Raw genomic sequence first — 20,965 nt, forward strand, 5'->3', positions numbered from 1 at the left:
GTCATGAAACTCTATTCGCGACCGCTGTCGCCCTATTCGTCGATCGTGCGGGCGCTGGCCTACATCAAGAACGTGCCGCTCAAGGTCATTGCACCGCCGCCTGGGTTTCCCATTCCCGAGGCATTCCGTGCCATCTCCCCGCTCAACCGGATTCCAGTGCTGATCACCGGCTCGGGCGAAACGATCGTCGAATCCGTGGTCATTGCCGAATATCTGGAGGAGCGCTTTCCCGAGCCAGCGCTGCTGCCCAAGGATTCGAAAGACCGGGCGTTGGTGCGCATGTTCGCCCGCATCACCGACCTTGACGTGCTCGCCCCAACGATGAAGCTGTTCGAGCTCTATTTCGTGCCGCAGCGCAACGAGGCGGACATCAAGGCACAGTTCGCCCGATTGCATCACGGGCTTGCGGCAATCGAGGCCCGCATGGCGCATGGCCCGTTCGCGCTCGGCGACGACATCTCCTTCGCCGATGCGTGGCTGACGCCGACCCGCTTCGTCTTCAACAATTTCAGGGCGACGATCGGCCGCCCCGACCTGCTTGACGCCTATCCGAAATTCGATGCCTATGAGCAAATCGCCTTGCAGCATCCGGCGCTGTCGCGCGTCTGGGGTGAGATGACAGACGGTCTGAAGATCTTTCTGTCCGAACTCGAGATGGGCGCCGCTTGACCATGCGATTGACACTCGCCCGCCTCGCCGTCGCTACTGCCGCCGGGCTTGTACTCGCCTCATGCCAGTCAAGCCCGAAGAGCACGCCGGCGCCGGCGGGCAAGAGCGCGTCACTGCTTGCCATGGAGCAGGTGGCAATAGCTGCCCACAAATGCTGGATCGCCAGCAAGGACCCTGCCTTCAAATCCTATCAGATGGCCAACGAGCTGAATTCGTTCAGCGGCACGCCGCGCTTCCTGCTGGTGCCGGCCAAACATTATGGCGGAAAGCCGTTGCTGGTCGTGCAGGCGCAAGGCAATTCGAGCCGCGTCGACGTGTTCGGCCCATTGATGGCGGAACCGCTCGGCGGCCGCATCGGCTCGGACATTGCCCGCTGGCAGGCCGGCAATCCGGCCTGTGGCGCTGCTGCCTAGCCCAATGGGTCGCTTGCTGCAGATCACCGGTCTGGTCGTCGGCCTGGCCGGGCTCGTCCTGCAGCTCTGCATCACCGTCCCGGCATCAATGGAAGCCGGCCGCGGCTTTGTCGGCTCGCTGGTCTTCTATTTCAGCTTCTTCACCATCCTGACCAACATCGGCGCGGTGCTCGTCCATGCCTCGTTGCTGTCGTCGACGGGTTATGCCTGGTTTCCGGCCTTTGCCGGGCCACGGATAGGGGCGGGCGTAGCCGTCGCCATAAGCCTGGTCCTCATTATCTACGCCACGGTCCTGGCGCAGCTTTGGCAGCCGCAAGGGCTGTTCCTGCTCTGCGACGTGCTCCTGCACTATGTGACGCCGGTGGTGTTCGTGCTGTGGTGGCTTGTGGCGGGCGCCGACGGCTCGACGCGATGGCGTGACATCTCGTGGTGGATGATCTATCCGATCGCCTATCTGGCCTACGCGCTGCTGCGGGCGCCGATCGTCGGCGAAGTACCCTATCCATTCCTCGACGTCTCCAAACACGGGGCGGCCAGCGTCGCCGTCTCGGCTCTGGCCATCACCGGGCTTTTTCTGGTTCTGTGTATCGTGGCCGTGCTTGTGGACCACGGCGTATCGAGGCTCAGGGCGGCGGGCGTCCGCTAAAGTGCGGTGCCTCAACCCTCAGTCCCAGAACGGCCTGAGGCCCTCACGATGGGCATCACAACGCGTAATGCCTATGTCCTTGAGCTGGTCGTCGGTCATCTCGAGCAGGACCAGCCGGCTGCGCCGACGATCCATTAGCCTGCCAATCCATCTCGCGAAGGATCCGAGCGTACGCACCAGCCGACTAACATAGGTTGGCCGGCCTAACGGAGGCGCCACCTGCATCTGCAATTCAGCCCTAACGGGGCGGATTGTCTCTATTGTAGCCATTTTCTTTCTGCCAAAACTTCGGATTGTACCCTTCTCGCCGCCGATCTGATATGTATTGACTCACATCCTGGTGCAATGTAAAAAATTGTCACCATGACAACTTGGCTTCCAGATCTTACCGCGGGTACCGGCCCGCTCTATCAGCGGCTTGCCGATTCCATCGAGACGGACATCGACCGCGGCCTGATCGGTGCAGGGGCAAAGCTGCCGCCGCAGCGCGATCTGGCATACGACATCGGCACGACCGTCGGCACCGTCGGCAGGGCCTATCAATTGCTGCGCGAGCGGGGATTGGTCAGCGGCGAGGTGGGCCGCGGAACCTATGTTCTCGCTCAGCAGTCGGAAAGCGCAAAGCCGGATTTCCTGGAGCCGGTCGAACAAGGCACGCGCTATATGGATGCGCCCGGCGACAAGATGCGCTTCGATAGCACCGCCGCACCGGATGTCGGCCAGGGTGCCATCGTCGCCGATGTGTTGACACGCACGGCGCAAGACCATCCGCATGAGATTTCAAGCTACACGCGTGATTTCCCGGACCGCTGGTTCGAGGCCGGCAGGCGCTGGCTGTCGCGCAATTCCTATCGCCCGGCGGCGGATGCCATTGTCCCCACGCTCGGCACCCACGCCGCGGTGATGGCAACAATTGCGGGGCTCACCGCCCCCGGCGACTATGTCGTCTTCGAGCACCTCACCTATTCGCAGATCTCCCGCAGCGCCGGCCTGATCGGTCGCCGGACCGCACTGGTGGCGGCTGACGACGAGGGCATCGATCCCCAGGATTTCGAGCGCGTCTGCGCACAAAAGCACCCGAAGATGATGTTTTTGATGCCGACGGCCAAGAACCCGACGCTGACAACGCTGTCGGCATCGCGCCGCGAGGCAATCGCGCATGTCGCCCGTCAATATAACGTCGTCTTGATCGAGGACGATCTCTATGGCGGACTGACCGACGACCCGACGCCTTTACTGGCCGAATATGCTCCCGAACGGACCATCGTTGCCGGCGGCCTGTCGAAATCGGTCGCGGCGGGTGTTCGCGGCGGTTGGCTCGCTTGCCCGCCGGCCTATCGTCACCGCATCCGGGTTGCCCATAAGATGATGACGGGCGGCCTGCCCTTTCTGCTGGCGGAGGTGGGCAGCCGGCTGGTGTTGTCCGGTCAGGCCGCCGAGATGCGCAAGCGCAGCATTGCCGAGATCGGTGCGCGCATCGCGATCGTGCGCGAGACACTCGACGGCTTCGACTTCAAGGCGCTGGATAATGTGCCGTTCGTCTGGCTCACTTTGCCGGACCCATGGCTTTCCGGCACTTTCAAACAGGCTTGCCTCGAACATGGCGTGCTCATCGACGACGAGGACGAGTTCAAGGCGGGGCGTTCCGAACAGGCCTTTCACGGCGTGCGGTTTGGCATCTCGCAGCCGCGACAGCGGGACGATATTGCGCACGGCGTCGCTGTGATCCGGCGGCTTCTGGACGAAGGCCGCGCCGGCTACGACAGCTTTTCCTGAACCGGCTTGAAACCGGCGGGTCGAGTGGCGATCTTCCGCTACTTGCGGCAAGCTGTTGCTTTCCGTCGTTTTAGTCATCCGACGGGGTGTATCGGCTGCAAAGCTTGCGATAAGACGGGACTCGATCCCAAGGACACAAATTGCCGATCATGACCATTTCCAATTCCGTGCCGATCACTCCGGAACTCATTGCCGCGCACGGGCTGAAGCCCGACGAGTACCAACGCATCCTCGACCTGGTCGGGCGCGAGCCGAGCTTTACCGAACTCGGTATTTTTTCCGCGATGTGGAACGAGCATTGTTCCTACAAATCCTCGAAAAAATGGCTTCGTACGCTGCCGACCACCGGGCCGCAAGTCATCCAGGGCCCGGGCGAGAATGCCGGCGTGGTCGACATCGGCGACGGCGACTGCGTCGTCTTCAAGATGGAGAGCCATAACCATCCCTCCTATATCGAGCCTTATCAGGGAGCGGCGACCGGCGTCGGCGGCATCCTGCGCGATGTCTTCACCATGGGCGCGCGGCCGATCGCGGCGATGAACGCGCTGCGCTTCGGTGCGCCGGATCATCCCAAAACCAGGCACCTCGTTGCCGGCGTCGTTTCCGGCGTCGGTGGCTATGGCAATTCCTTCGGCGTGCCGACGGTCGGCGGCGAGGTCAATTTCGACGCCCGCTACAATGGCAATATCCTGGTCAATGCGTTTGCCGCGGGCCTCGCGAAAACCGATGCGATCTTCCTGTCGGAAGCCAAGGGGGTCGGCCTGCCGGTCGTCTATCTCGGCGCCAAGACCGGGCGCGACGGCGTCGGCGGCGCCACCATGGCCTCGGCCGAATTCGACGACAAGATCGACGAGAAGCGGCCCACGGTCCAGGTTGGCGATCCCTTCACCGAAAAATGCCTGCTCGAAGCCTGCCTCGAACTGATGGCGTCCGGCGCCGTTATCGCCATCCAGGACATGGGTGCCGCTGGCCTCACCTGCTCGGCGGTCGAAATGGGCGCCAAGGGCGACCTCGGCATTGAGCTCGATCTCGACAAGGTGCCGGTGCGTGAAGAGCGCATGAGCGCTTATGAGATGATGCTTTCGGAGAGCCAGGAGCGCATGCTGATGGTGCTGCGCCCCGAAAAGGAAAAACAGGCCGAGGCGATCTTCCACAAATGGGGCCTCGACTTTGCCATCGTCGGCAAGACCACCGACGATCTGCGCTTCCGCGTGCTGCACCAGGGCGACGAGGTCGCCAACCTGCCGATCAAGGATCTCGGCGACCAGGCGCCGGAATATGACCGTCCCTGGGTCGAGCCGAAGAAGCCGGCGCCGCTGGGCGCCGGCGATGCACCGCAAACCGATGTGGCCGAGGCTTTGCTGAAGCTGCTTGGCGGGCCGGACCTGTCCTCGCGCCGCTGGGTGTGGGAGCAGTACGACACGCTGATCCAAGGCAATTCGTTGCAGCTTCCCGGCGGCGATGCCGGCGTCGTGCGGATCGACGGTCATCCGACCAAGGCGCTCGCCTTCTCCTCCGACGTGACGCCGCGCTATTGCGAGGCCGACCCCTACGAGGGAGGCAAGCAGGCGGTGGCCGAATGCTGGCGCAATCTTACCGCCACCGGTGCCTTGCCGCTCGCGGCCACCGACAACCTTAATTTCGGCAATCCGGAACGGCCGGAGATCATGGGTCAGTTGGTCGGCGCGGTGAAAGGTATTGGCGATGCCTGCAGGGCGCTGGGCTTCCCGATCGTCTCCGGCAACGTCTCGCTCTACAATGAGACCAACGGCCAAGGCATACTGCCGACACCAACCATCGGCGGCGTCGGGCTGATTGCCGATTGGTCGAAAATGGTGCGGATCGGCTTTGCCGCCGAAGGCCAGATGATCGTGCTGGTCGGCGCACCGACCATGTGGGGCACGCATCTTGGCCAATCGGTCTATATGCGCGACATCCATGGCCGTGCCGACGGCCCGCCGCCGCCCGTCGATCTCGATCACGAAAAGCGCGTCGGTGACCATGTGCGGGCGCTGATTGCGTCGGGCGTCGTTACCGCGGCGCATGACGTTTCCGATGGCGGCATCGCGGTGGCGTTGGCCGAGATGGCGATGGCCTCCGGCATCGGCGCGACCATCCCCGGCCTGATCGGCACCGATCCGATCCCGGTCTGGTTCGGCGAGGATCAGGGCCGCTATCTGCTGACGCTGTCGATCGACCCGCAGAGCGAGGCGTGGGATGCCATTCGCGAACAGCAAAGCAAGCTCGGCATTTTTGCACCGTGGATCGGCTCGACCGGCGGCAGCGAACTGAAGCTGGGCGAGGCACGTGCGATACCGGTCAGTGAATTGACCGCTGCCCACGAATCCTGGTTCCCTCGCTTCATGGCAAATGAGGTCGTGGACCCGTGATGTGATCGAGTGGAGCCGTTTCACTGTGGTTCATCCGCCGTTTCGACCATATCTATGAGTTCACGACCTGAACAAGGAATCCTCGCATGGCAATGGACGCCCACGACATCGAACGGCTGATCAAGGAAGGCATTCCGGACGCCAAGGTGACGATTCGCGACCTGGCCGGCGATGGCGACCATTATGCGGCGGAGGTGGTGGCCGAAAGCTTTCGCGGCAAAAGCCGCGTCCAGCAGCACCAGATGGTCTATGACGCGCTGAAGGGCAACATGGGCGGCGTGCTGCACGCGCTTGCCCTGCAGACCAGCGTGCCGGACTAAACTCCCGTCCAGTTACCGGCTCGCAAGCGCCTTGCCGGTCACGGCAATGATCGGCCCGGCCGGATAGTTTCCACCAACAATCATCCGCTCGCCATTCGACAGCGCCGACACGACCCCGTCGAAGAAAAGCGCATTGGGGCAATTGAGCGCATCTCGAAACAGCCGTGCGAAGCTGCCGAGGCTGACTTGAGAGCGCGAGATCGCCAGCACGACGGTGTTTTCGTCAAGCACGCCGACGCCGTTGCGGATATAGCGCGATGTGCCGTCCTGCTCGAAACGGGGATGAAGCCGGCCGTCGATCACCAGCATCGGGCCGGATTGCGTGGCGACCATCACGTCCGGCCCGGCCGCGGCATAGGCACTTGTCTCCATGACCGCCGCCTTGCCGTCCTTGCGGACCACGAATACGCCATTCGGTTTCAGGAAGAAATTGCCTTCGCTGTCGGCGACGTTGAGCGGCGCCTTCTCCCGGCCGTCTTCGACGAGAAGGCCGACTGGGGTCAGATCTTGGTGATACATGCCGGCGTTCATGGCGAGCAGCACCGGCCGGCCCTGATCCGCCATCGCCTTGTCGAATTGGTCCAGGGAACCGAAGGCCTTGCCGTCGAGGCCTACGTGGAACACACCGATGTCATAGCGGCGCAGATCGATTTCGCAGACGACGTAGGCGGCCGCCTCGAAGCTCGCGTCGCGGCACGGCGCCGGCAATTCACCGCCGACGACGAGGGGTGGCTGTCTCGGCGACCTGGCCCACCAAATCAAGGCCAGTGCGGCGAGCAGAACGGCGAGGAGGAACCCGGCGAGATATCGTCTTTTCATCGCGCCTCGGGAAAGATGGTGGCCAACGGCTTGGCACAAGATCAGACGTTCCTTTGCGCCATTTGCATGGCAAGGCGGCAAACATCTTGTTTCGCGCAACCCATGGGTTTATTTGAAGGGTAATGTTCGAGCCTGACTCCCACAGGCATGAAAGGGTATTCCATGAGCGGCATCAACGACTACATCGATAATGAAGTGAAGGGCAACGACGTTGTTCTCTTCATGAAAGGCACGCCCGGCTTCCCGCAATGCGGATTTTCCGGTCAGGTCGTGCAGATCCTCGACTATATCGGCGCCGACTATAAGGGTGTCGACGTGCTGACGTCGGCCGAGCTACGGCAAGGCATCAAGGACTATTCCAACTGGCCGACCATCCCGCAGCTCTACGTCAAGGGCGAATTCGTCGGCGGCTGCGACATCATCCGCGAGATGTTCCAGGCGGGCGAATTGCAGACCTTCCTCGTCGAAAAGGGCGTCAGCGTCAAAGGCGCCGCCTGACTTCTGTTTTGCGTATGGCTCTCCGAAGATCGACTGCGATTGTCGGGGTCATGCGCTTAGCGCCGGGGCACCTTGGCAAAAAGTTGTGCCCGCTATCGGGGCAATGAACGAATGGATGCGTCGGCACGCCGGCGCATTTTCGTTTGAAGATCGGACTGGCCGTGGATCAGCAAGCACAAGCGCAGCAAAAGGCAAGCACCTTGCCTATTCCGCGCTGGGAATTCATCGCGCTATGCGCGGCGCTGATGGCGCTCAATTCGCTGGCCATCGACATCATGTTGCCGGCGCTGCAGCAGATCGGCGCCTCGCTCGGCGTCGAAAATGAAAACCACCGGCAATATGTGATCACCGCCTACATACTGGGCTTCGGCGGTGGGCAACTGTTCTTCGGGCCCGTCTCGGACCGCTTCGGGCGCCGCGCTCCGCTGGTTGCCGGGCTGGTGATCTATGTTGCGGCGGCGGGCGCTGCTGCAGTCGCCCCGTCATTCGCCACGCTTCTGCTATGCCGGGCCGTGCAAGGCATCGGCGCGGCGGCGACGCGCGTCATTGCCGTCTCGATCGTGCGCGATACGTTCGACGGAAGGCGCATGGCCGAAGTCATGTCCTTGATCTTCATGGTGTTCATGGCAATTCCGGTGGTGGCACCCGGTATCGGCCAATTCATCATGCTGTTTGCGACCTGGCACGTGATCTTCGTCACCATGGCGGCCGGCGCGCTGATCGTGTCCGCCTGGTCGCTGTTGCGCCTGCCCGAGACACTACATCCAGAATATCGCCGGCCGCTGACGCTGTCCTCCATCATCGGCGGCTTCCGCATCGTTCTCACCAACCGCATCGCGCTCTGCTACGCCTTCGCCAGCACCTTCATCTTCGGCGCCATGTTCGGCTTCATCGCCTCGGCCCAGCAGATCTATGTCAGCGTGTTCGATGTCGGCGAGATGTTCCCGGTCATCTTCGCGGGGGTTGCCGGCGTGCTTGCTTTTTCGAACTACCTCAACTCGCGCCTCGTCGGCCGCATCGGCATGCGCCGTCTGTCGCAAAGCGCGCTGCTGCTGTTTCTGGCCATCAGCCTTGCCTGGCTGGTCGTTTCCATCGAAATGAAGATGCCGCTCTGGCTCTTCATTACTTTCTTTGCCTGCGCCATGGTACCGTTCGGCGCGCTCGGCGCGAACTTCAACGCGCTCGCCATGGAGCCGCTCGGTCACCTGGCCGGCACCGCCTCGTCGATTCTCGGGTTCATGCAGACATTTCTTGGCGGCATCCTCGGCACGCTGATCGGCCAGGCCTTCAACGGTACGGTAACGCCGCTGGCCGCCGGGTTCTGCAGCGTGTCGGTGGCGGCGCTGCTGATGATTCTCATCGCCGAGCGCGGCAGGCTGTTCCAGCCGCAAAACCCGCCGGTCTAGTTTTACGCGCTGGCGGATAAAACTATTCCGCCCAAAGCTCGCGGCGCAGCTCCCGCCAGCTTTCCCTGTCCGGCGCGACCAGCAGGCCACCTCCGACATGTGACGGCAGATAGGCGCTGCCGTCGAAGCGCGCGGCATAACCGCCGGCCTCGGCATGGATCAGTACGCCGGCCAGATGGTCCCACGGCATCAGCTTGTTATAGACGACGAAATGGCCGTGGCCGCTGGCCAGCAGGCGGTATTCGTGGGCTGCGCAGCGATAGTTGAACTGCGACAGCGACTTGGTCTGATTGCGCGCCAGGCGTGAGCGGTCCGGCTCGGGTAGATAGTGCCACGAGACCGCTCCAGTCATTTCCGATATCGGCGCCGGTTTGGCGACATGGACTTTTTCGAAATTGCCATGCGCGTGCCGAATATGACTGCCGGCGCCACTGACGCCGACCAGCCAGTCCTTGCCGACGGGATCGTGGATGATGCCGGCGACCGTCTCGCCCTTGACCACGACGCCAAGCATGACGCCGAACAGCGGCACGCCGGAGGCGAAGTTGAAGGTGCCGTCGACCGGGTCTACGACGAAGGCGAGTTCGGCATCGCCGAGACCGTCGAGCAGCGTCGGGTCGTCGGAGCAGGCCTCCTCGCCGACGATCATCGCCTTGGGATACCGCTGAAGCAGCCTGGCGGCGATGAGCCGCTCGGCATTCACGTCGGCCTCGGTCACAAGATCGGCGGCCGAGGTCTTGCGACGCACGTCGCCCTCACTCAACCGGCGAAAGCGCGGCATGATCTCGGCGACGGCAGCGTCCGACAGAAGGTCGGCAAGCCAGTCGATCGCGCTGTCGTCAAATGTCATGGGGACCGTCTTGCTTTGCGTTAAGAGCATCGTTGAGGGCGGCGAAATCGAACAGCGTCCTGTCGAGCAGATGCGAGCGCCGCACATTGGCCATGGCACGGATCATGGTGTCCTTGCGGCCGGGCATGCGCTTCTCGATGTCGTCGAGCATCGCTTTCATGGCGTTGCGCTGCAGGCCTTCCTGGCTACCGCACAGATCGCACGGAATTATCGGGAATTTCATGGCGCCGGCGAATTTCTCGAGATCGGCTTCCGCACAATAGGCGAGCGGCCGCAGCACCATGACGTCGCCTTCGTCGTTGAGCAGCTTCGGCGGCATGGCGGCGAGGCGTCCGCCATGGAACAGGTTCATGAAGAAGGTTTCCAGAATGTCTTCGCGGTGATGGCCGAGCACCAGCGCCGAGCAGCCCTCCTCGCGGGCAATGCGATAGAGATGGCCGCGCCGCAGCCGCGAACACAGCGAGCAATAGGTGCTGCCCTCGGCCAGCTTGTCGATGACCACAGAATAGGTGTCCTGATATTCGATGCGATGCGGAATGGCATGGCTGTCGAGATAGTCGGGCAATATGTGCTTGGGAAAGTTCGGCTGGCCCTGGTCGAGATTGCAGGCCAACAGCTCGATCGGCAGCAGCCCGCGCCATTTGAGATCGAGCAGCACGGCAAGCAGGCCGTAGGAATCCTTGCCGCCCGACAGAGCGACCAGCCAGCGGTCGCCGGGCCTCACCATTGAGAAATCGTCGATCGCCTGGCGGGCAAGCCGCAGCAGCCGCTTGCGCAGCTTGTTGAACTCGACGGAGGACGGCACATCGGCAAACAGCGGATGAAAGCCGCCTTCGGCGTAGGCGACCGGTTCGAGCGTTTCGGCGTCTGGCTGCATGTTCACGGCGCGTCGGCCCTAAAGTCCTGTTGCCGCCCGCAGTAGCGCATCGAACTGAAAATCGAAATCGATTTCGGAATCACGCCGCGAAAAAGGAACGAAAAAGAAAAGGCCGCCCCGATAGGGCGGCCTTCGCTTGTATCGCGTACGAACGCGCCGATCAGCGCGAATAGAATTCGACGACCAGATTCGGTTCCATCTGCACGGCAAACGGAACGTCGGCCAGGCCGGGGATGCGCGTGAAGGCGGCGGTCATCTTGTTGTGGTCGGCCTCGATGTAATCGGGCACGTCGCGCTCGGCCAGGCCCACCGATTCCAGCACGATGACCAGCTGCTTCGACTTCTCGCGCACTTCGATGACGTCGCCCGGCTTGCAGCGGTACGAGCCGATGTTGACGCGCTTGCCGTTGACGTTGACGTGGCCGTGATTGACGAACTGGCGCGCCGCAAAGATGGTCGGTACGAACTTGGCGCGGTAGACGACTGCGTCGAGGCGCGATTCGAGCAGGCCGATCAGGTTCTCCGAGGTGTCGCCCTTGCGGCGGTCCGCCTCTTCATAGACCTTGCGGAACTGCTTTTCCGAAACGTCGCCATAGTGGCCCTTCAGCTTCTGCTTGGCGCGCAGCTGCAGGCCGAAATCGGAAAGCTTGCCCTTGCGGCGCTGGCCATGCTGGCCGGGGCCGTATTCACGCTTGTTGACCGGGGACTTCGGGCGGCCCCAGATGTTTTCGCCAAGACGGCGGTCGATCTTGTACTTCGCGGATTCGCGCTTGCTCATCGCATTCCCTTTCAAAACAACACACCCGGAACCTCATGGTCCGGGTGAAGGAAACGCGCCCTCCTCTGGCCCCCGTTTTCGAGACCTGACAGGGTTTTCCACGCAACGCGACGGAAAACCCACGGGACACGTCATTTCAAACAGGACATCAGGAAATTAAAACCGGCTTCCAAACGTCTTGCACACATAAAGAAAACCACCGAGCATTGCGGCCCGGTGTTGGTGGGCTGGTTAAACGGAGATTTAACCGCTGTCAAGCTTCCGGCTGGCGCGAATCGCCGAACCGGATAGTGTTGCGGTTGTAGAACGTGCCGGATGTGGCGGGAGGTTGCGCCAGCGGCATCAGGAAGGGACTGAAGTCAGAGGAGCTGGAATTCGCATGAAGAAGTTCTTCCTTACGTTGGTAGGAGCCGCGGTGATGGCCGGCACGATGGCGGTCGCGCCCGAGCCGGCGCAGGCCCGGCATTGGCACGGCCACAGGCATCACCAGGTCTGCCGCATCGTGGTCAAGAAGAAGGTGGTGTGGCGGCACGGTCATCGCAAGGTCATCCGCTACAAAGTGCGGCGCTGCGGTTGGGGATGGAACTGGTAATTTTCGCCCTCGCCCGTTGAGACTTCAGGGCCCGCGGCTCAGCCGCGGGCTTTTTATCGACCGGCATCCGCCGCCAGAATGGTCAGTCGATCAGTGTTTCGATTTCTTTTCCGGCAGGCCCTTGCGCTTGGTCTCGGCGAATTCCTCGAGCTGTTTTTCGCTCATGGATTTATACATTCCCTTCGACGCGCCTTTGAGCTCGCTCTTCTTGGTCTCGCCACGCTTGGCGGACAGTGCAGCACCGGCGGCTTTCTGCTGGGCTTTCGAGGTGGCTGGCATGATCGTTTCTCCTGTTCCTCAATGAGAAAAGAACGCATCGCCCTGGGCTGATGTTCCCGGAGCACCAAAGTGCCTGGGGTCAGGATACCGCCAGGCCAAATCCCTGCATCAGCCGGCGCGTCGGAAAATCGGCCTCGTTCGAGGTGAAGACGGCAAAATCGGCGCCTTCCGGCAGTACCTCTCTGCGATAACGGGCCTCGGTATCGGCGAGCAGCGACAGCGCGCGGCGTGCGATCGCCTCGGCCGGGTCGAGCCAGTCGACCGGCCAAGGTGCTGTCTTGCGCATGCGGTTGGCCAAAAAGGGATAATGGGTGCAGGCAAGCACGACGATGTCGGTGCGCAGCCCGTCATGCTCGACGAAGCACGGCGCGATCTCGGCGCGCACGGCGTCCTCGTCGACAAAACCGTCGCGCATATAGGCTTCGGCCAATCCAGCCAGCCTGTCGCTGCCGACCAGGCGGACATGGCATTTCTGCGCCCATTTGCTGATCAGGTCACGCGTGTACTGGCGCTTGACGGTGCCGGGCGTCGCCAGCACCGAAACCAGGCCTGAGCGCGTGCGTTCCGCCGCCGGCTTGACGGCCGGCACGGTGCCGACGAAAGGGTGGCCGGGAAACCTCTCGCGCAACGCTTCGATGACCAGCGTCGAGGCGGTGTTGCAGGCGATGACCGAAATGGCCGGCGAAAACCGTTCGAGCAGCCTGGCGAACAACTCTAGGATGTGTGTTCTCAGCGCCGGCTCCTCCCAGGCGCCGAAGGGGAACGCCGCGTCGTCGGCGACATAGATGAAGCGGCGGTCAGGCATCAGGACGCGCGCCTCACGCAGCACGGTGAGGCCGCCAATGCCGGAATCGAACATCAGGATCGGACGGGCGCTCGATGGACTGGTCATTATCATTGAGTCACTAAGGGCTGGGAATCACAAACGAGATCACGAGAGAAGGCTCGGCCCATGCTTTTTGCTTTGGCCAATGATGCTTTATCCCGGCCGCTTCTATCTGGAACCATCATGGCCTTGATGCGGCGAGACGGTCACACAAGGCCCCGCTTGCCGAAGCCGCCGGCCCGCGGCCGGCCGTTCGCCGGAGATGCAGGGTGAGATGCAGGGTGGTTCGACGGCACCGGTGCGGCCCGCATGGCATAGGCCGGAGCCAGGGCCGCCACGCCGGCGGCCGACTCTGAATGGGGCGCCGCGGCGCCGCGCAGCGGCCCGGGCGGGTCGAAATCGTCGAAACTCAGGGATGACGCCATATCCGAAGAGCTACCGCCCGCCGGCTTGGCCGCCAAGATGACCGCCCACAGCCCGACGAGAGCTAATCCCAGCAGGTTAAGGCCGGAATGCGACTCGTCGCCGTCGAACTTTACGACAAGAACAGTGCCGGCCTGCAGAATCGCAAACAGGGTCGAGAACACGATATACGACCAAAGGATCCAACCGGACCCTTGTGCATCGCGGCTTCGACGCCAGGCGAAATTCGCGCGGAACAGAACAATCACCAGCGAGGCGACGAGAACGGCCGCGGCCAGCCCTTCCCTGGAAGGTCCGGGCTTCGAATTGGCCAAACCCTCGATGCCGATGGTCAGCACGACGCACAGCACAAAGGTCACGATTTCCGCAACCAGCAAGGCCGCCGAATAGAAGAAAAAGCGAGGACGACCGATATCCGAGCTAAACATCCGAGGATCCATCGTTTTCCAGACAATGGATCACATCAAATAACATTCGGTTACTGGTGAGATATGGGCAACTCGAAGGCTAGTCTTTGTCCTTCGCCTTGCCGGCGCGTGCCGCGGCCGCCGGGAGCCGCCTTGGATCGTCGCCGGGCGATCCGTCGCCGCGCGGCATGGCCGGCGAGAACCTGTCCAGCGATGATATAATACCGCGTAGCACCTTGAGCTCCGGCTCGGCAAAACCGGGGCGGGTCAGCACTGCGCGCAAATTGTCGACCATCTTCGGCTTCTTCGGTGCCGGGCGGAAATAGCCGCGCGCCTCCAGTGCACCTTCCAGATACGCAAACAGGGCGTGCAATTCTTCCTTGGCAGCTGGCGGCATTTCGGGACCGGAGAAGTTGGTCCTGGTCTCGTCTTCCAGGCCGGACTTCATCCATTCATAGGACATCAGCAGGGCCGCCTGGGCGATGTTGAGCGAGGAGAAGGCTGGATCGACGGGGAAGGTGACGATCTCGTCGGCAAGGCCGACCTCGTCATTATAGAGGCCGAAGCGCTCGCGGCCGAACAGGATGCCGGTGCGCTGGCCGGCCCGCTGCCGCGCGCGCAGCGCCCTGCCCGCCTCGACCGGGCCGCGCACCGGTTTGAAATTGTCGCGCGCGCGCGCCGTGGTGGCGAAGACGAAGTTCAAGTCGGCGACTGCCGAGCCCAGGTCGTCGAACACCTCGACGGCATCGATGACATGGTCGGCGCGGCTTGCCGCGGCACGCGCCTTCTCGCTCGGCCAGCCGTCACGCGGATTGACGAGGCGCAGTTCGGCAAGGCCGAAATTGGCCATGGCGCGTGCAACCATGCCGATGTTCTCGCCGAGCTGTGGCTCGACCAGGATGATCGCCGGTCCGGACGCAGGCGTTCCGGAGGCAAGAGGGTTGTCGGGATCCTGGGTGGCGGTCATGGTTGTCAATGAACTGCTGTTTGCGGCATTTCGCAGTCCCCTGCCACATTTGGCGGCGAAAATGAAGCTTTCGCAAAGAATGCCGGCACTACGGCGCGGTTCGCCGTTTGCGCGGCCAAAAAGCCTTTGATATACGGGCCGCATCCCAGGGCCGGCAGCCGTGCGGGCAAGGCCGTTCCGTTCCCAAAAGCGAGGCATTCTTTCCATGGCGAAGATCAAGGTGGCGAACCCGGTCGTCGAACTCGACGGCGACGAGATGACCCGCATCATCTGGCAGTTCATCAAGGACAAGCTGATCCACCCTTATCTCGACCTCAAGCTCGAATATTACGATCTCGGTATCGAGCACCGCGACGCCACCAACGACCAGGTGACCATCGATTCGGCCAATGCCATCAAGAAATACGGCGTCGGCGTGAAATGCGCGACGATCACGCCCGACGAGCAGCGCGTCGAGGAATTCAAGCTGAAGAAGATGTGGAAGTCGCCGAACGGCACCATCCGCAACATCCTCGGCGGCACCATCTTTCGCGAGCCGATCATTATGAAGAACGTGCCGCGGCTAGTGCCCGGCTGGACCAAGCCGATCATCGTCGGCCGCCACGCCTTCGGCGACCAGTACCGCGCCACCGACTTCCGCTTTCCCGGTAAGGGCAAGCTGACGATCAAGTTCGTCGGCGAGGACGGCCAGGTGATCGAGCACGACGTCTTCGACGCACCCGGCGCCGGTGTCGCCATGGCCATGTACAATCTCGACGAGTCGATCCGCGAATTCGCCCGCGCCTCGCTGAATTACGGCCTGCTGCGCAATTACCCCGTCTACCTGTCGACCAAGAACACCATCCTCAAGGCCTATGACGGCCGCTTCAAGGATATCTTCCAGGAGGTCTACGAGGCGGAGTTCGAAGCCGAGTTCAAGGCCAAGAAACTCTGGTACGAGCACCGGCTGATCGACGACATGGTGGCCTCCAGCCTGAAATGGTCGGGCGGCTATGTCTGGGCTTGCAAGAATTATGATGGCGACGTGCAGTCGGACACGGTGGCGCAAGGCTTCGGCTCGCTCGGCCTGATGACCTCGGTGCTGATGACGCCGGACGGCAAGACCGTCGAGGCGGAGGCCGCACACGGCACCGTCACCCGCCACTATCGCCAGCACCAGAAGGGCGAGGAGACCTCGACCAATTCGATCGCCTCGATCTTTGCCTGGACGCGCGGCCTCGCCCACCGCGCCAAGCTCGACGACAATGCCGAACTGAAGCGTTTTGCCGAGACGCTGGAACGGGTCTGCATCCAGACGGTCGAGTCCGGCTTCATGACCAAGGACCTGTCGCTGCTGATCGGTCCCGACCAGCCATGGCTTTCGACCACCGGCTTCCTCGACAAGATCGACGAGAATTTGCAGAAGGCGATGGCCTGAGCTCCTCCGACATGGACAAGCCCGTCGTCTACGGCGCGGACTACAGCGTCTATGTGCGCATCGTGCGGCTGGTGCTCGAGGAAAAGGGCGTCGGCTACGAGCTGGTGCCCGTCGACATCTTTGCGGCGGACGGCATTCCCGGCTGGTACTTCGAGCACCAGCCGTTCGGCCGCATCCCAGCCTTCGAGCATGACGGCTTTCGCCTTTACGAGACCGGCGCGATTGCCCGTTATGTCGACGAAGCCTTTGACGGCCCGGCGCTGCAACCGCTCGAAGCCCGGCCTCGATCACGCATGAACCAGATCACCGGCCTGCTCGACGCCTACGCCTACAGGGCCATGGTCTGGGATGTCGCCGTCGAGCGGCTGGAAAAAACGCCGCCCGACGAAGCCGTGATCGCCAACGGGTTGAGGCAGGCGAGAACGGCATTGCAGGCGCTGTCTTCGCTGAAAGCCGAAGGGCCTTGGCTGTTGGGGACGGAACTGACGCTGGCCGACCTGCACGCCGCACCGATCATCGGCTATTTCGTCAAGGTCGCCGAGGGGCGAAAACTGCTGGCGGAGTTTGCCGATATCCAGGATTGGTATGTGCGCATCGCGGCGCGTGCGGGTTTTGCGAAGACCGAAAAGGCAGAGTGAGGAGACAAGCATTCGGCAATAGGCCTTCTGGTGATTAGCGAAAGCCGAAGTGACATCCAATCTCCCCCTTGCGGGGGAGATGTCCGGCAGGACAGAGGGGGGTGTGAAGGATCGCTAACCTTCGACTGATCCTTTCCAATTGGGAACGGCCTGAGAACGTGGCTCCGATTGGGCTGACAGTCGGAGGGACAGCACCCCCCTCTGCCCTGCCGGGCATCTCCCCCGCAAAGGGGGAGATCGGCAGCTTCGCCGAAGGCGACCCACTGCGAAATACCGCTCAATCGGGAAGGTAGATCTCCGCCTTCATAAAGGTCTTCGCACGGCCTGTGATCAGCACGCGATCTCCGGCCAGCTCGCATAGCAAGTGCCCGCCGCGTTGCGAGTATTGGAATGCCGACAGATGCGTCTTGCCGAGTTTTTCAGCCCAGTAAGGCACCAGCGTCGCATGAATGGAGCCGGTTACCGGATCCTCGGGAATGCCTGCTCCGGGCACGAAATAACGCGAGACGAAATCATGGGCCTGCCCAGGCGCGGTAATGACCAAGCCGAGAGGATGAAAACGTCCGATCCTGAGCAGATCGGGAACGAAAGATCGCACGCTTGTCTCGTCGGCAAGCTCGACAAACAGGTTCTCGAAATTGCGGAAGCCCGCAACCGTCCGCTGAGACAATATCGCTTGCAGCGCCGACTTCAGCTCTTCCTCGACGGGCTGCGGCGGAAAACACGGCAGATCGAGCTGATAGGCCCCTTCCCGCTGGGAAACCCGCAACTCGCCCACCCGGGTGGCGAAGGCCATTTCGCCCTGACCACTGTATTCCGTGGTCAGCACATGGGCGGCCGCAAGAGTGGCATGGCCGCAGAAGTCGACTTCATGGACCGGCGTGAACCAGCGCAAATCCCAACCTTTGCCATTCGCCCGCACAAACGCCGTTTCGGCAAGATTGTTTTCGTTGGCGATGGCCTGCATTACCTGCTCCGGCAGCCACTCCTCCAAAAGGAGAACGGCGGCAGGGTTGCCCTGGAAGGCCTGTTCGGCAAAGGCGTCGACCTGATACATCGTCAGCGTCGGCATATCAGGCCCTCAAGGATGTCCGCTGGGCGGCGCGCCATTTCGGCCGTGCCCGCCCCCGGTGCAGGTTCACGCCGTCTCGAGAGCCGCTTTCACCGCAGCGATCGCGTCTTCGGCCTTCGAGCCGTCCGGGCCGCCGGCCTGGGCCATATCGGGTCGACCGCCGCCGCCCTGCCCGCCCAATGCCGCGGACGCGACGCGCACCAGATCGATTGCGCTGAAGCGGCCGGTCAGATCATCGGTGACCGCGACGACGACGCTCGCCTTGTTGTCCTCGCCGGCGCCGACAAAGACGACGACGCCGGAGCCGAGCGACTTCTTGCCGGCATCGGCCAGCGGCTTCAAATCCTTTGGCGAGACGCCCGATACCGCCTTGCCGAGAAAACCGACACCGGCAATCGTTTCGTTTTCCGCAGGCACACCGGCTGGCGAGCGATCGCCGAGCGCCAGTTTCTTGCGCGCCTCGGTCAGCTCCTTTTCGAGCTTCTTGCGCTCGTCGAGCAGTGCCTCGACGCGGGCCGGCACATCGGCCGGCGAAATCTTCAGCGCGGCGGCGGCCGCCTTCAGCCGCTTGTCCTGCTCGTCGAGATGCTTTCTGGCCGCCTCGCCGGTCAACGCCTCGATGCGGCGCACGCCGGCAGCGACCGCGCTGTCGGACACGATGCGCACCAGGCCGATATCGCCGGTCGCCCTGACATGGGTGCCGCCGCATAGCTCGACCGAATAGGGCCGGTTGGCCTTGGCGCCATGCAGGCCCGTGCCCATCGAAACGACGCGCACTTCATCGCCATATTTCTCGCCAAACAGCGCCATGGCGCCTTCGGCAATGGCGTCGTCGACCGACATCAGGCGCGCGGTTACAGGGCTATTCTGAACGACGATTTCGTTTGCCATGCGCTCGACCTCTTCGAGCTCGTCCGGCGAGATCGGCTTGTTGTGGGAGATGTCGAAGCGCAGACGCTCGGGCGCGACCAGTGAGCCCTTCTGCGCCACATGGGTACCCAGCACCTCGCGCAGCGCCTCATGGATCAGATGCGTGGCGGAATGGTTCGCGCGCAGCCTGGAGCGGCGCGCGTGGTCCACCCTCAGCTCGACGGTCGCGCCCGTCTTGACCGTACCGTTGGCCACCTTGCCGACATGGACGAAAAGCCCATCGGCCTTCTTCTGCGTATCGGATATCTCGATCGAGAACCCGTCGCCTGAAATGACGCCGGTATCGCCCATCTGGCCACCGGACTCGCCATAGAACGGCGTCTGGTTGACAACCACGGCAACGGCGTCGCCTTTGCCGGCACTGTCGACGGTCTTGCCGTCCCTGACCAGCGCCTGGACGAGGCCTTCCGCCTGCTCGGTCTCATAGCCCAGGAATTCGGTGGCGCCGTTCTCCTCACGCACCGCGAACCATACCGTTTCGGTTGCGGCCTCACCGGAACCAGCCCAGCTTTTGCGCGCCTCCGCCTTCTGCCGCTCCATCGCCTCGGTGAAGCCGGCAAGGTTGACCGAGATGTTGCGCTGGCGCAGCGCGTCCTGCGTCAGATCGAGCGGAAAGCCATAGGTGTCGTAGAGCTTGAACGCTGTCTCGCCATCCAGCATGTCGCCGGAGACCAACTTTTCCGTCGCCTCCGAAAGCAAGCCCAAGCCTCGCACCAGCGTCTTGCGGAAACGAGTTTCCTCAAGCTTCAGCGTCTCGGTGATCATCTGCTCGCCGCGCACCAGTTCCGGGTAGGCTTGGCTCATCTCGCGGACCAGCGCCGGCACCAGCTTCCACATCAGCGGCTCATTCGAGCCGAGCAACTGCGCGTGGCGCATGGCGCGGCGCATGATGCGACGAAGCACGTAGCCCCGCCCTTCGTTGGACGGCAGCACGCCGTCGGCGACCAGGAAGCAGGACGAACGCAAGTGGTCGGCGATGACGCGGAACGATGCGACGGTGTCCGCATCCGGACCGCGGCCAAGCGCCGACGACGCAGCGTCGATCAGGTGGCGGAACAGGTCAGTTTCGAAGACGCTATCAACTCCTTGCAGGATGGAGGCCATGCGCTCGAGGCCCATGCCCGTGTCGATCGACGGACGCGGCAGGTCGACGCGCTCGTCCTTCGTCACCTGTTCATACTGCATGAACACCAGGTTCCAGAATTCGAGGAAACGGTCGCCATCCTCCTCGGGACTGCCGGGAGGGCCACCCCAGATGTGCTCGCCACGGTCGATGAATATCTCTGAACACGGCCCGCACGGTCCGGTGTCGCCCATTGCCCAGAAATTGTCCGAGGTCGCGATGCGAATGATGCGATCGTCGGAAAGACCGGCGATCTTCTTCCAGTAGGAGGCGGCCTCGTCGTCGGTGTGGTAGACGGTGACCAGCAGCTTGTCCTTCTTCAGCCCGAACTCCCTGGTGATCAGGTTCCAGGCAAGCTCTATGGCGCGCTCCTTGAAATAATCGCCGAAGGAGAAATTGCCGAGCATCTCGAAGAAAGTCAGGTGTCGCGCGGTGTAGCCGACATTGTCGAGGTCGTTGTGCTTGCCGCCGGCACGAACACTCTTCTGGGCAGTCGTCGCACGCGAATAGGGCCGCTTCTCCAGACCGGTGAAAACGTTCTTGAACTGCACCATGCCGGCATTGGTGAACATCAGCGTCGGGTCGTTGCGCGGCACCAGCGGGCTCGACGCGACGACCTCGTGACCTTCCTTGCGAAAATAGTCGAGAAATGCCGACCGGATCTCGTTGACGCCACTCATGAATACTGCCTTTTCGAGAGAACCGCCGGCTGCCGGCGGAAAATAGACATGGCCTTTTAGCGGTCGCACCGCAGCCTGTCCAGAAACACCAAATGGGCTCAAATCCCGGCTTTCACCGGCGCTTTGAAATGCGTCTGACTCGCCGTCAAACGCCAACCGCCGGCACGGG

At 62.6% G+C, this 20,965-nt stretch carries 22 protein-coding genes; 11 read left to right on the forward strand and 11 right to left on the reverse strand.

The features are described from left to right. The first annotated feature begins 3 nt into the window (after positions 1–3). Genes NKH63_RS08600 through NKH63_RS08610 form a run of 3 tightly spaced genes read left to right on the forward strand, consistent with a single transcriptional unit; the run spans position 4 to position 1,728 of the window. Positions 4–669 carry a glutathione S-transferase family protein gene (locus NKH63_RS08600; protein ID WP_023717386.1) on the forward strand — a complete coding sequence of 222 codons (666 nt, stop codon included), beginning with the start codon at positions 4–6 and terminating at the stop codon, positions 667–669. Between the two features lie 2 nt (positions 670–671). Then, positions 672–1,082: a hypothetical protein gene (locus NKH63_RS08605; protein WP_023717385.1), complete on the forward strand. Its 411-nt coding sequence runs from the start codon at positions 672–674 to the stop codon at positions 1,080–1,082. Positions 1,083–1,086: 4 nt separating this feature from the next. Next, the gene (locus NKH63_RS08610; RefSeq protein WP_023717384.1) at positions 1,087–1,728 is read left to right on the forward strand and encodes a Pr6Pr family membrane protein; all 642 of its coding nucleotides are present in this window, start codon (positions 1,087–1,089) and stop codon (positions 1,726–1,728) included. A gap of 18 nt (positions 1,729–1,746) precedes the next feature. On the opposite strand, the gene NKH63_RS08615 is transcribed toward NKH63_RS08610, so the two are convergent. Continuing rightward, positions 1,747–1,998, reverse strand: coding sequence for a DUF1127 domain-containing protein (locus NKH63_RS08615; RefSeq protein WP_023717383.1), 252 nt, complete (start codon positions 1,996–1,998; stop codon positions 1,747–1,749). Between the two features lie 93 nt (positions 1,999–2,091). Here NKH63_RS08615 and NKH63_RS08620 point away from each other — a divergent pair, with 93 nt between their 5' ends. The 3 genes from NKH63_RS08620 to NKH63_RS08630 all read left to right on the forward strand — a co-directional run bounded on the left by NKH63_RS08620 (position 2,092) and on the right by NKH63_RS08630 (position 6,214). Further along, the gene (locus NKH63_RS08620; protein WP_023717382.1) at positions 2,092–3,504 is read left to right on the forward strand and encodes an aminotransferase-like domain-containing protein; all 1,413 of its coding nucleotides are present in this window, start codon (positions 2,092–2,094) and stop codon (positions 3,502–3,504) included. Between the two features lie 149 nt (positions 3,505–3,653). Continuing rightward, positions 3,654–5,894: a phosphoribosylformylglycinamidine synthase subunit PurL gene (gene purL, locus NKH63_RS08625; RefSeq protein WP_023717381.1), complete on the forward strand. Its 2,241-nt coding sequence runs from the start codon at positions 3,654–3,656 to the stop codon at positions 5,892–5,894. 86 nt (positions 5,895–5,980) lie between these two features. Further along, positions 5,981–6,214 carry a BolA/IbaG family iron-sulfur metabolism protein gene (locus NKH63_RS08630; protein ID WP_023674714.1) on the forward strand — a complete coding sequence of 78 codons (234 nt, stop codon included), beginning with the start codon at positions 5,981–5,983 and terminating at the stop codon, positions 6,212–6,214. Between the two features lie 12 nt (positions 6,215–6,226). On the opposite strand, the gene NKH63_RS08635 is transcribed toward NKH63_RS08630, so the two are convergent. Beyond that, positions 6,227–7,033, reverse strand: coding sequence for a phosphodiester glycosidase family protein (locus NKH63_RS08635; RefSeq protein ID WP_352481170.1), 807 nt, complete (start codon positions 7,031–7,033; stop codon positions 6,227–6,229). A gap of 162 nt (positions 7,034–7,195) precedes the next feature. Here NKH63_RS08635 and grxD point away from each other — a divergent pair, with 162 nt between their 5' ends. Next, on the forward strand, positions 7,196–7,531 hold the full coding sequence (gene grxD / locus NKH63_RS08640; RefSeq protein WP_023674712.1) for a Grx4 family monothiol glutaredoxin: 336 nt from the start codon (positions 7,196–7,198) through the stop codon (positions 7,529–7,531). 206 nt (positions 7,532–7,737) lie between these two features. After that, positions 7,738–8,937, forward strand: coding sequence for a multidrug effflux MFS transporter (locus NKH63_RS08645; protein WP_031193515.1), 1,200 nt, complete (start codon positions 7,738–7,740; stop codon positions 8,935–8,937). Positions 8,938–8,959: 22 nt separating this feature from the next. On the opposite strand, the gene NKH63_RS08650 is transcribed toward NKH63_RS08645, so the two are convergent. From NKH63_RS08650 to rpsD, 3 genes are all read right to left on the reverse strand, one after another. Next, positions 8,960–9,787: an inositol monophosphatase family protein gene (locus NKH63_RS08650; RefSeq protein WP_352481171.1), complete on the reverse strand. Its 828-nt coding sequence runs from the start codon at positions 9,785–9,787 to the stop codon at positions 8,960–8,962. After that, positions 9,777–10,664 (reverse strand): tRNA 2-thiocytidine(32) synthetase TtcA, encoded by an 888-nt coding sequence (ttcA, locus tag NKH63_RS08655; RefSeq protein ID WP_352481309.1) that lies wholly within the window; start codon positions 10,662–10,664, stop codon positions 9,777–9,779. The genes NKH63_RS08650 and ttcA overlap by 11 nt, the downstream gene beginning before the upstream one ends. 160 nt (positions 10,665–10,824) lie before the next feature. Then, on the reverse strand, positions 10,825–11,442 hold the full coding sequence (gene rpsD / locus NKH63_RS08660; RefSeq protein WP_023717376.1) for a 30S ribosomal protein S4: 618 nt from the start codon (positions 11,440–11,442) through the stop codon (positions 10,825–10,827). Between the two features lie 379 nt (positions 11,443–11,821). Here rpsD and NKH63_RS08665 point away from each other — a divergent pair, with 379 nt between their 5' ends. Further along, on the forward strand, positions 11,822–12,034 hold the full coding sequence (locus NKH63_RS08665; protein ID WP_023674706.1) for a hypothetical protein: 213 nt from the start codon (positions 11,822–11,824) through the stop codon (positions 12,032–12,034). A 90-nt stretch (positions 12,035–12,124) separates the two neighbouring features. Here NKH63_RS08665 and NKH63_RS08670 read toward each other — a convergent pair whose 3' ends face one another. From NKH63_RS08670 to NKH63_RS08685, 4 genes are all read right to left on the reverse strand, one after another. Next, entirely contained in the window at positions 12,125–12,313 is a 189-nt protein-coding gene (locus tag NKH63_RS08670) for a DUF3008 family protein (RefSeq protein ID WP_023717374.1), read from the reverse strand. Positions 12,314–12,392: 79 nt separating this feature from the next. Then, entirely contained in the window at positions 12,393–13,205 is an 813-nt protein-coding gene (gene murI, locus NKH63_RS08675) for a glutamate racemase (protein WP_352481172.1), read from the reverse strand. A gap of 140 nt (positions 13,206–13,345) precedes the next feature. Further along, positions 13,346–13,990, reverse strand: coding sequence for a DUF805 domain-containing protein (locus NKH63_RS08680; RefSeq protein ID WP_023717372.1), 645 nt, complete (start codon positions 13,988–13,990; stop codon positions 13,346–13,348). 79 nt (positions 13,991–14,069) lie between these two features. Next, positions 14,070–14,936, reverse strand: a complete 867-nt coding sequence (locus tag NKH63_RS08685; RefSeq protein WP_352855832.1) for an RNA methyltransferase — start codon at positions 14,934–14,936, stop codon at positions 14,070–14,072. Positions 14,937–15,141: 205 nt separating this feature from the next. Between NKH63_RS08685 and NKH63_RS08690 the strand changes: the two genes are divergently transcribed. Next, positions 15,142–16,353, forward strand: coding sequence for an NADP-dependent isocitrate dehydrogenase (locus tag NKH63_RS08690; RefSeq protein ID WP_023717370.1), 1,212 nt, complete (start codon positions 15,142–15,144; stop codon positions 16,351–16,353). 11 nt (positions 16,354–16,364) lie between these two features. Further along, positions 16,365–16,991: a glutathione S-transferase family protein gene (locus NKH63_RS08695; protein ID WP_352917824.1), complete on the forward strand. Its 627-nt coding sequence runs from the start codon at positions 16,365–16,367 to the stop codon at positions 16,989–16,991. Positions 16,992–17,268: 277 nt separating this feature from the next. Here NKH63_RS08695 and NKH63_RS08700 read toward each other — a convergent pair whose 3' ends face one another. Next, complete coding sequence (locus NKH63_RS08700) at positions 17,269–18,063, reverse strand: PhzF family phenazine biosynthesis protein (protein WP_023717368.1); 795 nt, start codon at positions 18,061–18,063, stop codon at positions 17,269–17,271. A gap of 66 nt (positions 18,064–18,129) precedes the next feature. Continuing rightward, entirely contained in the window at positions 18,130–20,796 is a 2,667-nt protein-coding gene (gene alaS, locus NKH63_RS08705) for an alanine--tRNA ligase (RefSeq protein WP_352917825.1), read from the reverse strand. Positions 20,797–20,965: the final 169 nt, after the last annotated feature.

This window comes from Mesorhizobium sp. M0960 (assembly GCF_040319055.1).
Lineage (GTDB): Bacteria > Pseudomonadota > Alphaproteobacteria > Rhizobiales > Rhizobiaceae > Mesorhizobium.

Coding starts and splice junctions, on each gene's coding strand:
- NKH63_RS08600 (WP_023717386.1), top strand. CDS start 4: ATGAAACTCTATTCGCGACCGCTGTCGCCCTATTCGTCGATCGTGCGG.
- purL (WP_023717381.1), top strand. CDS start 3,654: ATGACCATTTCCAATTCCGTGCCGATCACTCCGGAACTCATTGCCGCG.
- NKH63_RS08665 (WP_023674706.1), top strand. CDS start 11,822: ATGAAGAAGTTCTTCCTTACGTTGGTAGGAGCCGCGGTGATGGCCGGC.
- NKH63_RS08690 (WP_023717370.1), top strand. CDS start 15,142: ATGGCGAAGATCAAGGTGGCGAACCCGGTCGTCGAACTCGACGGCGAC.
- alaS (WP_352917825.1), bottom strand. CDS start 20,796: ATGAGTGGCGTCAACGAGATCCGGTCGGCATTTCTCGACTATTTTCGC.
- grxD (WP_023674712.1), top strand. CDS start 7,196: ATGAGCGGCATCAACGACTACATCGATAATGAAGTGAAGGGCAACGAC.
- NKH63_RS08685 (WP_352855832.1), bottom strand. CDS start 14,936: ATGACCGCCACCCAGGATCCCGACAACCCTCTTGCCTCCGGAACGCCT.
- NKH63_RS08670 (WP_023717374.1), bottom strand. CDS start 12,313: ATGCCAGCCACCTCGAAAGCCCAGCAGAAAGCCGCCGGTGCTGCACTG.
- NKH63_RS08650 (WP_352481171.1), bottom strand. CDS start 9,787: ATGACATTTGACGACAGCGCGATCGACTGGCTTGCCGACCTTCTGTCG.
- murI (WP_352481172.1), bottom strand. CDS start 13,205: ATGACCAGTCCATCGAGCGCCCGTCCGATCCTGATGTTCGATTCCGGC.
- NKH63_RS08695 (WP_352917824.1), top strand. CDS start 16,365: ATGGACAAGCCCGTCGTCTACGGCGCGGACTACAGCGTCTATGTGCGC.
- NKH63_RS08610 (WP_023717384.1), top strand. CDS start 1,087: ATGGGTCGCTTGCTGCAGATCACCGGTCTGGTCGTCGGCCTGGCCGGG.
- NKH63_RS08630 (WP_023674714.1), top strand. CDS start 5,981: ATGGCAATGGACGCCCACGACATCGAACGGCTGATCAAGGAAGGCATT.
- NKH63_RS08615 (WP_023717383.1), bottom strand. CDS start 1,998: ATGGCTACAATAGAGACAATCCGCCCCGTTAGGGCTGAATTGCAGATG.
- rpsD (WP_023717376.1), bottom strand. CDS start 11,442: ATGAGCAAGCGCGAATCCGCGAAGTACAAGATCGACCGCCGTCTTGGC.
- NKH63_RS08620 (WP_023717382.1), top strand. CDS start 2,092: ATGACAACTTGGCTTCCAGATCTTACCGCGGGTACCGGCCCGCTCTAT.
- NKH63_RS08605 (WP_023717385.1), top strand. CDS start 672: ATGCGATTGACACTCGCCCGCCTCGCCGTCGCTACTGCCGCCGGGCTT.
- NKH63_RS08635 (WP_352481170.1), bottom strand. CDS start 7,033: ATGAAAAGACGATATCTCGCCGGGTTCCTCCTCGCCGTTCTGCTCGCC.
- ttcA (WP_352481309.1), bottom strand. CDS start 10,664: ATGCAGCCAGACGCCGAAACGCTCGAACCGGTCGCCTACGCCGAAGGC.
- NKH63_RS08680 (WP_023717372.1), bottom strand. CDS start 13,990: ATGTTTAGCTCGGATATCGGTCGTCCTCGCTTTTTCTTCTATTCGGCG.
- NKH63_RS08700 (WP_023717368.1), bottom strand. CDS start 18,063: ATGCCGACGCTGACGATGTATCAGGTCGACGCCTTTGCCGAACAGGCC.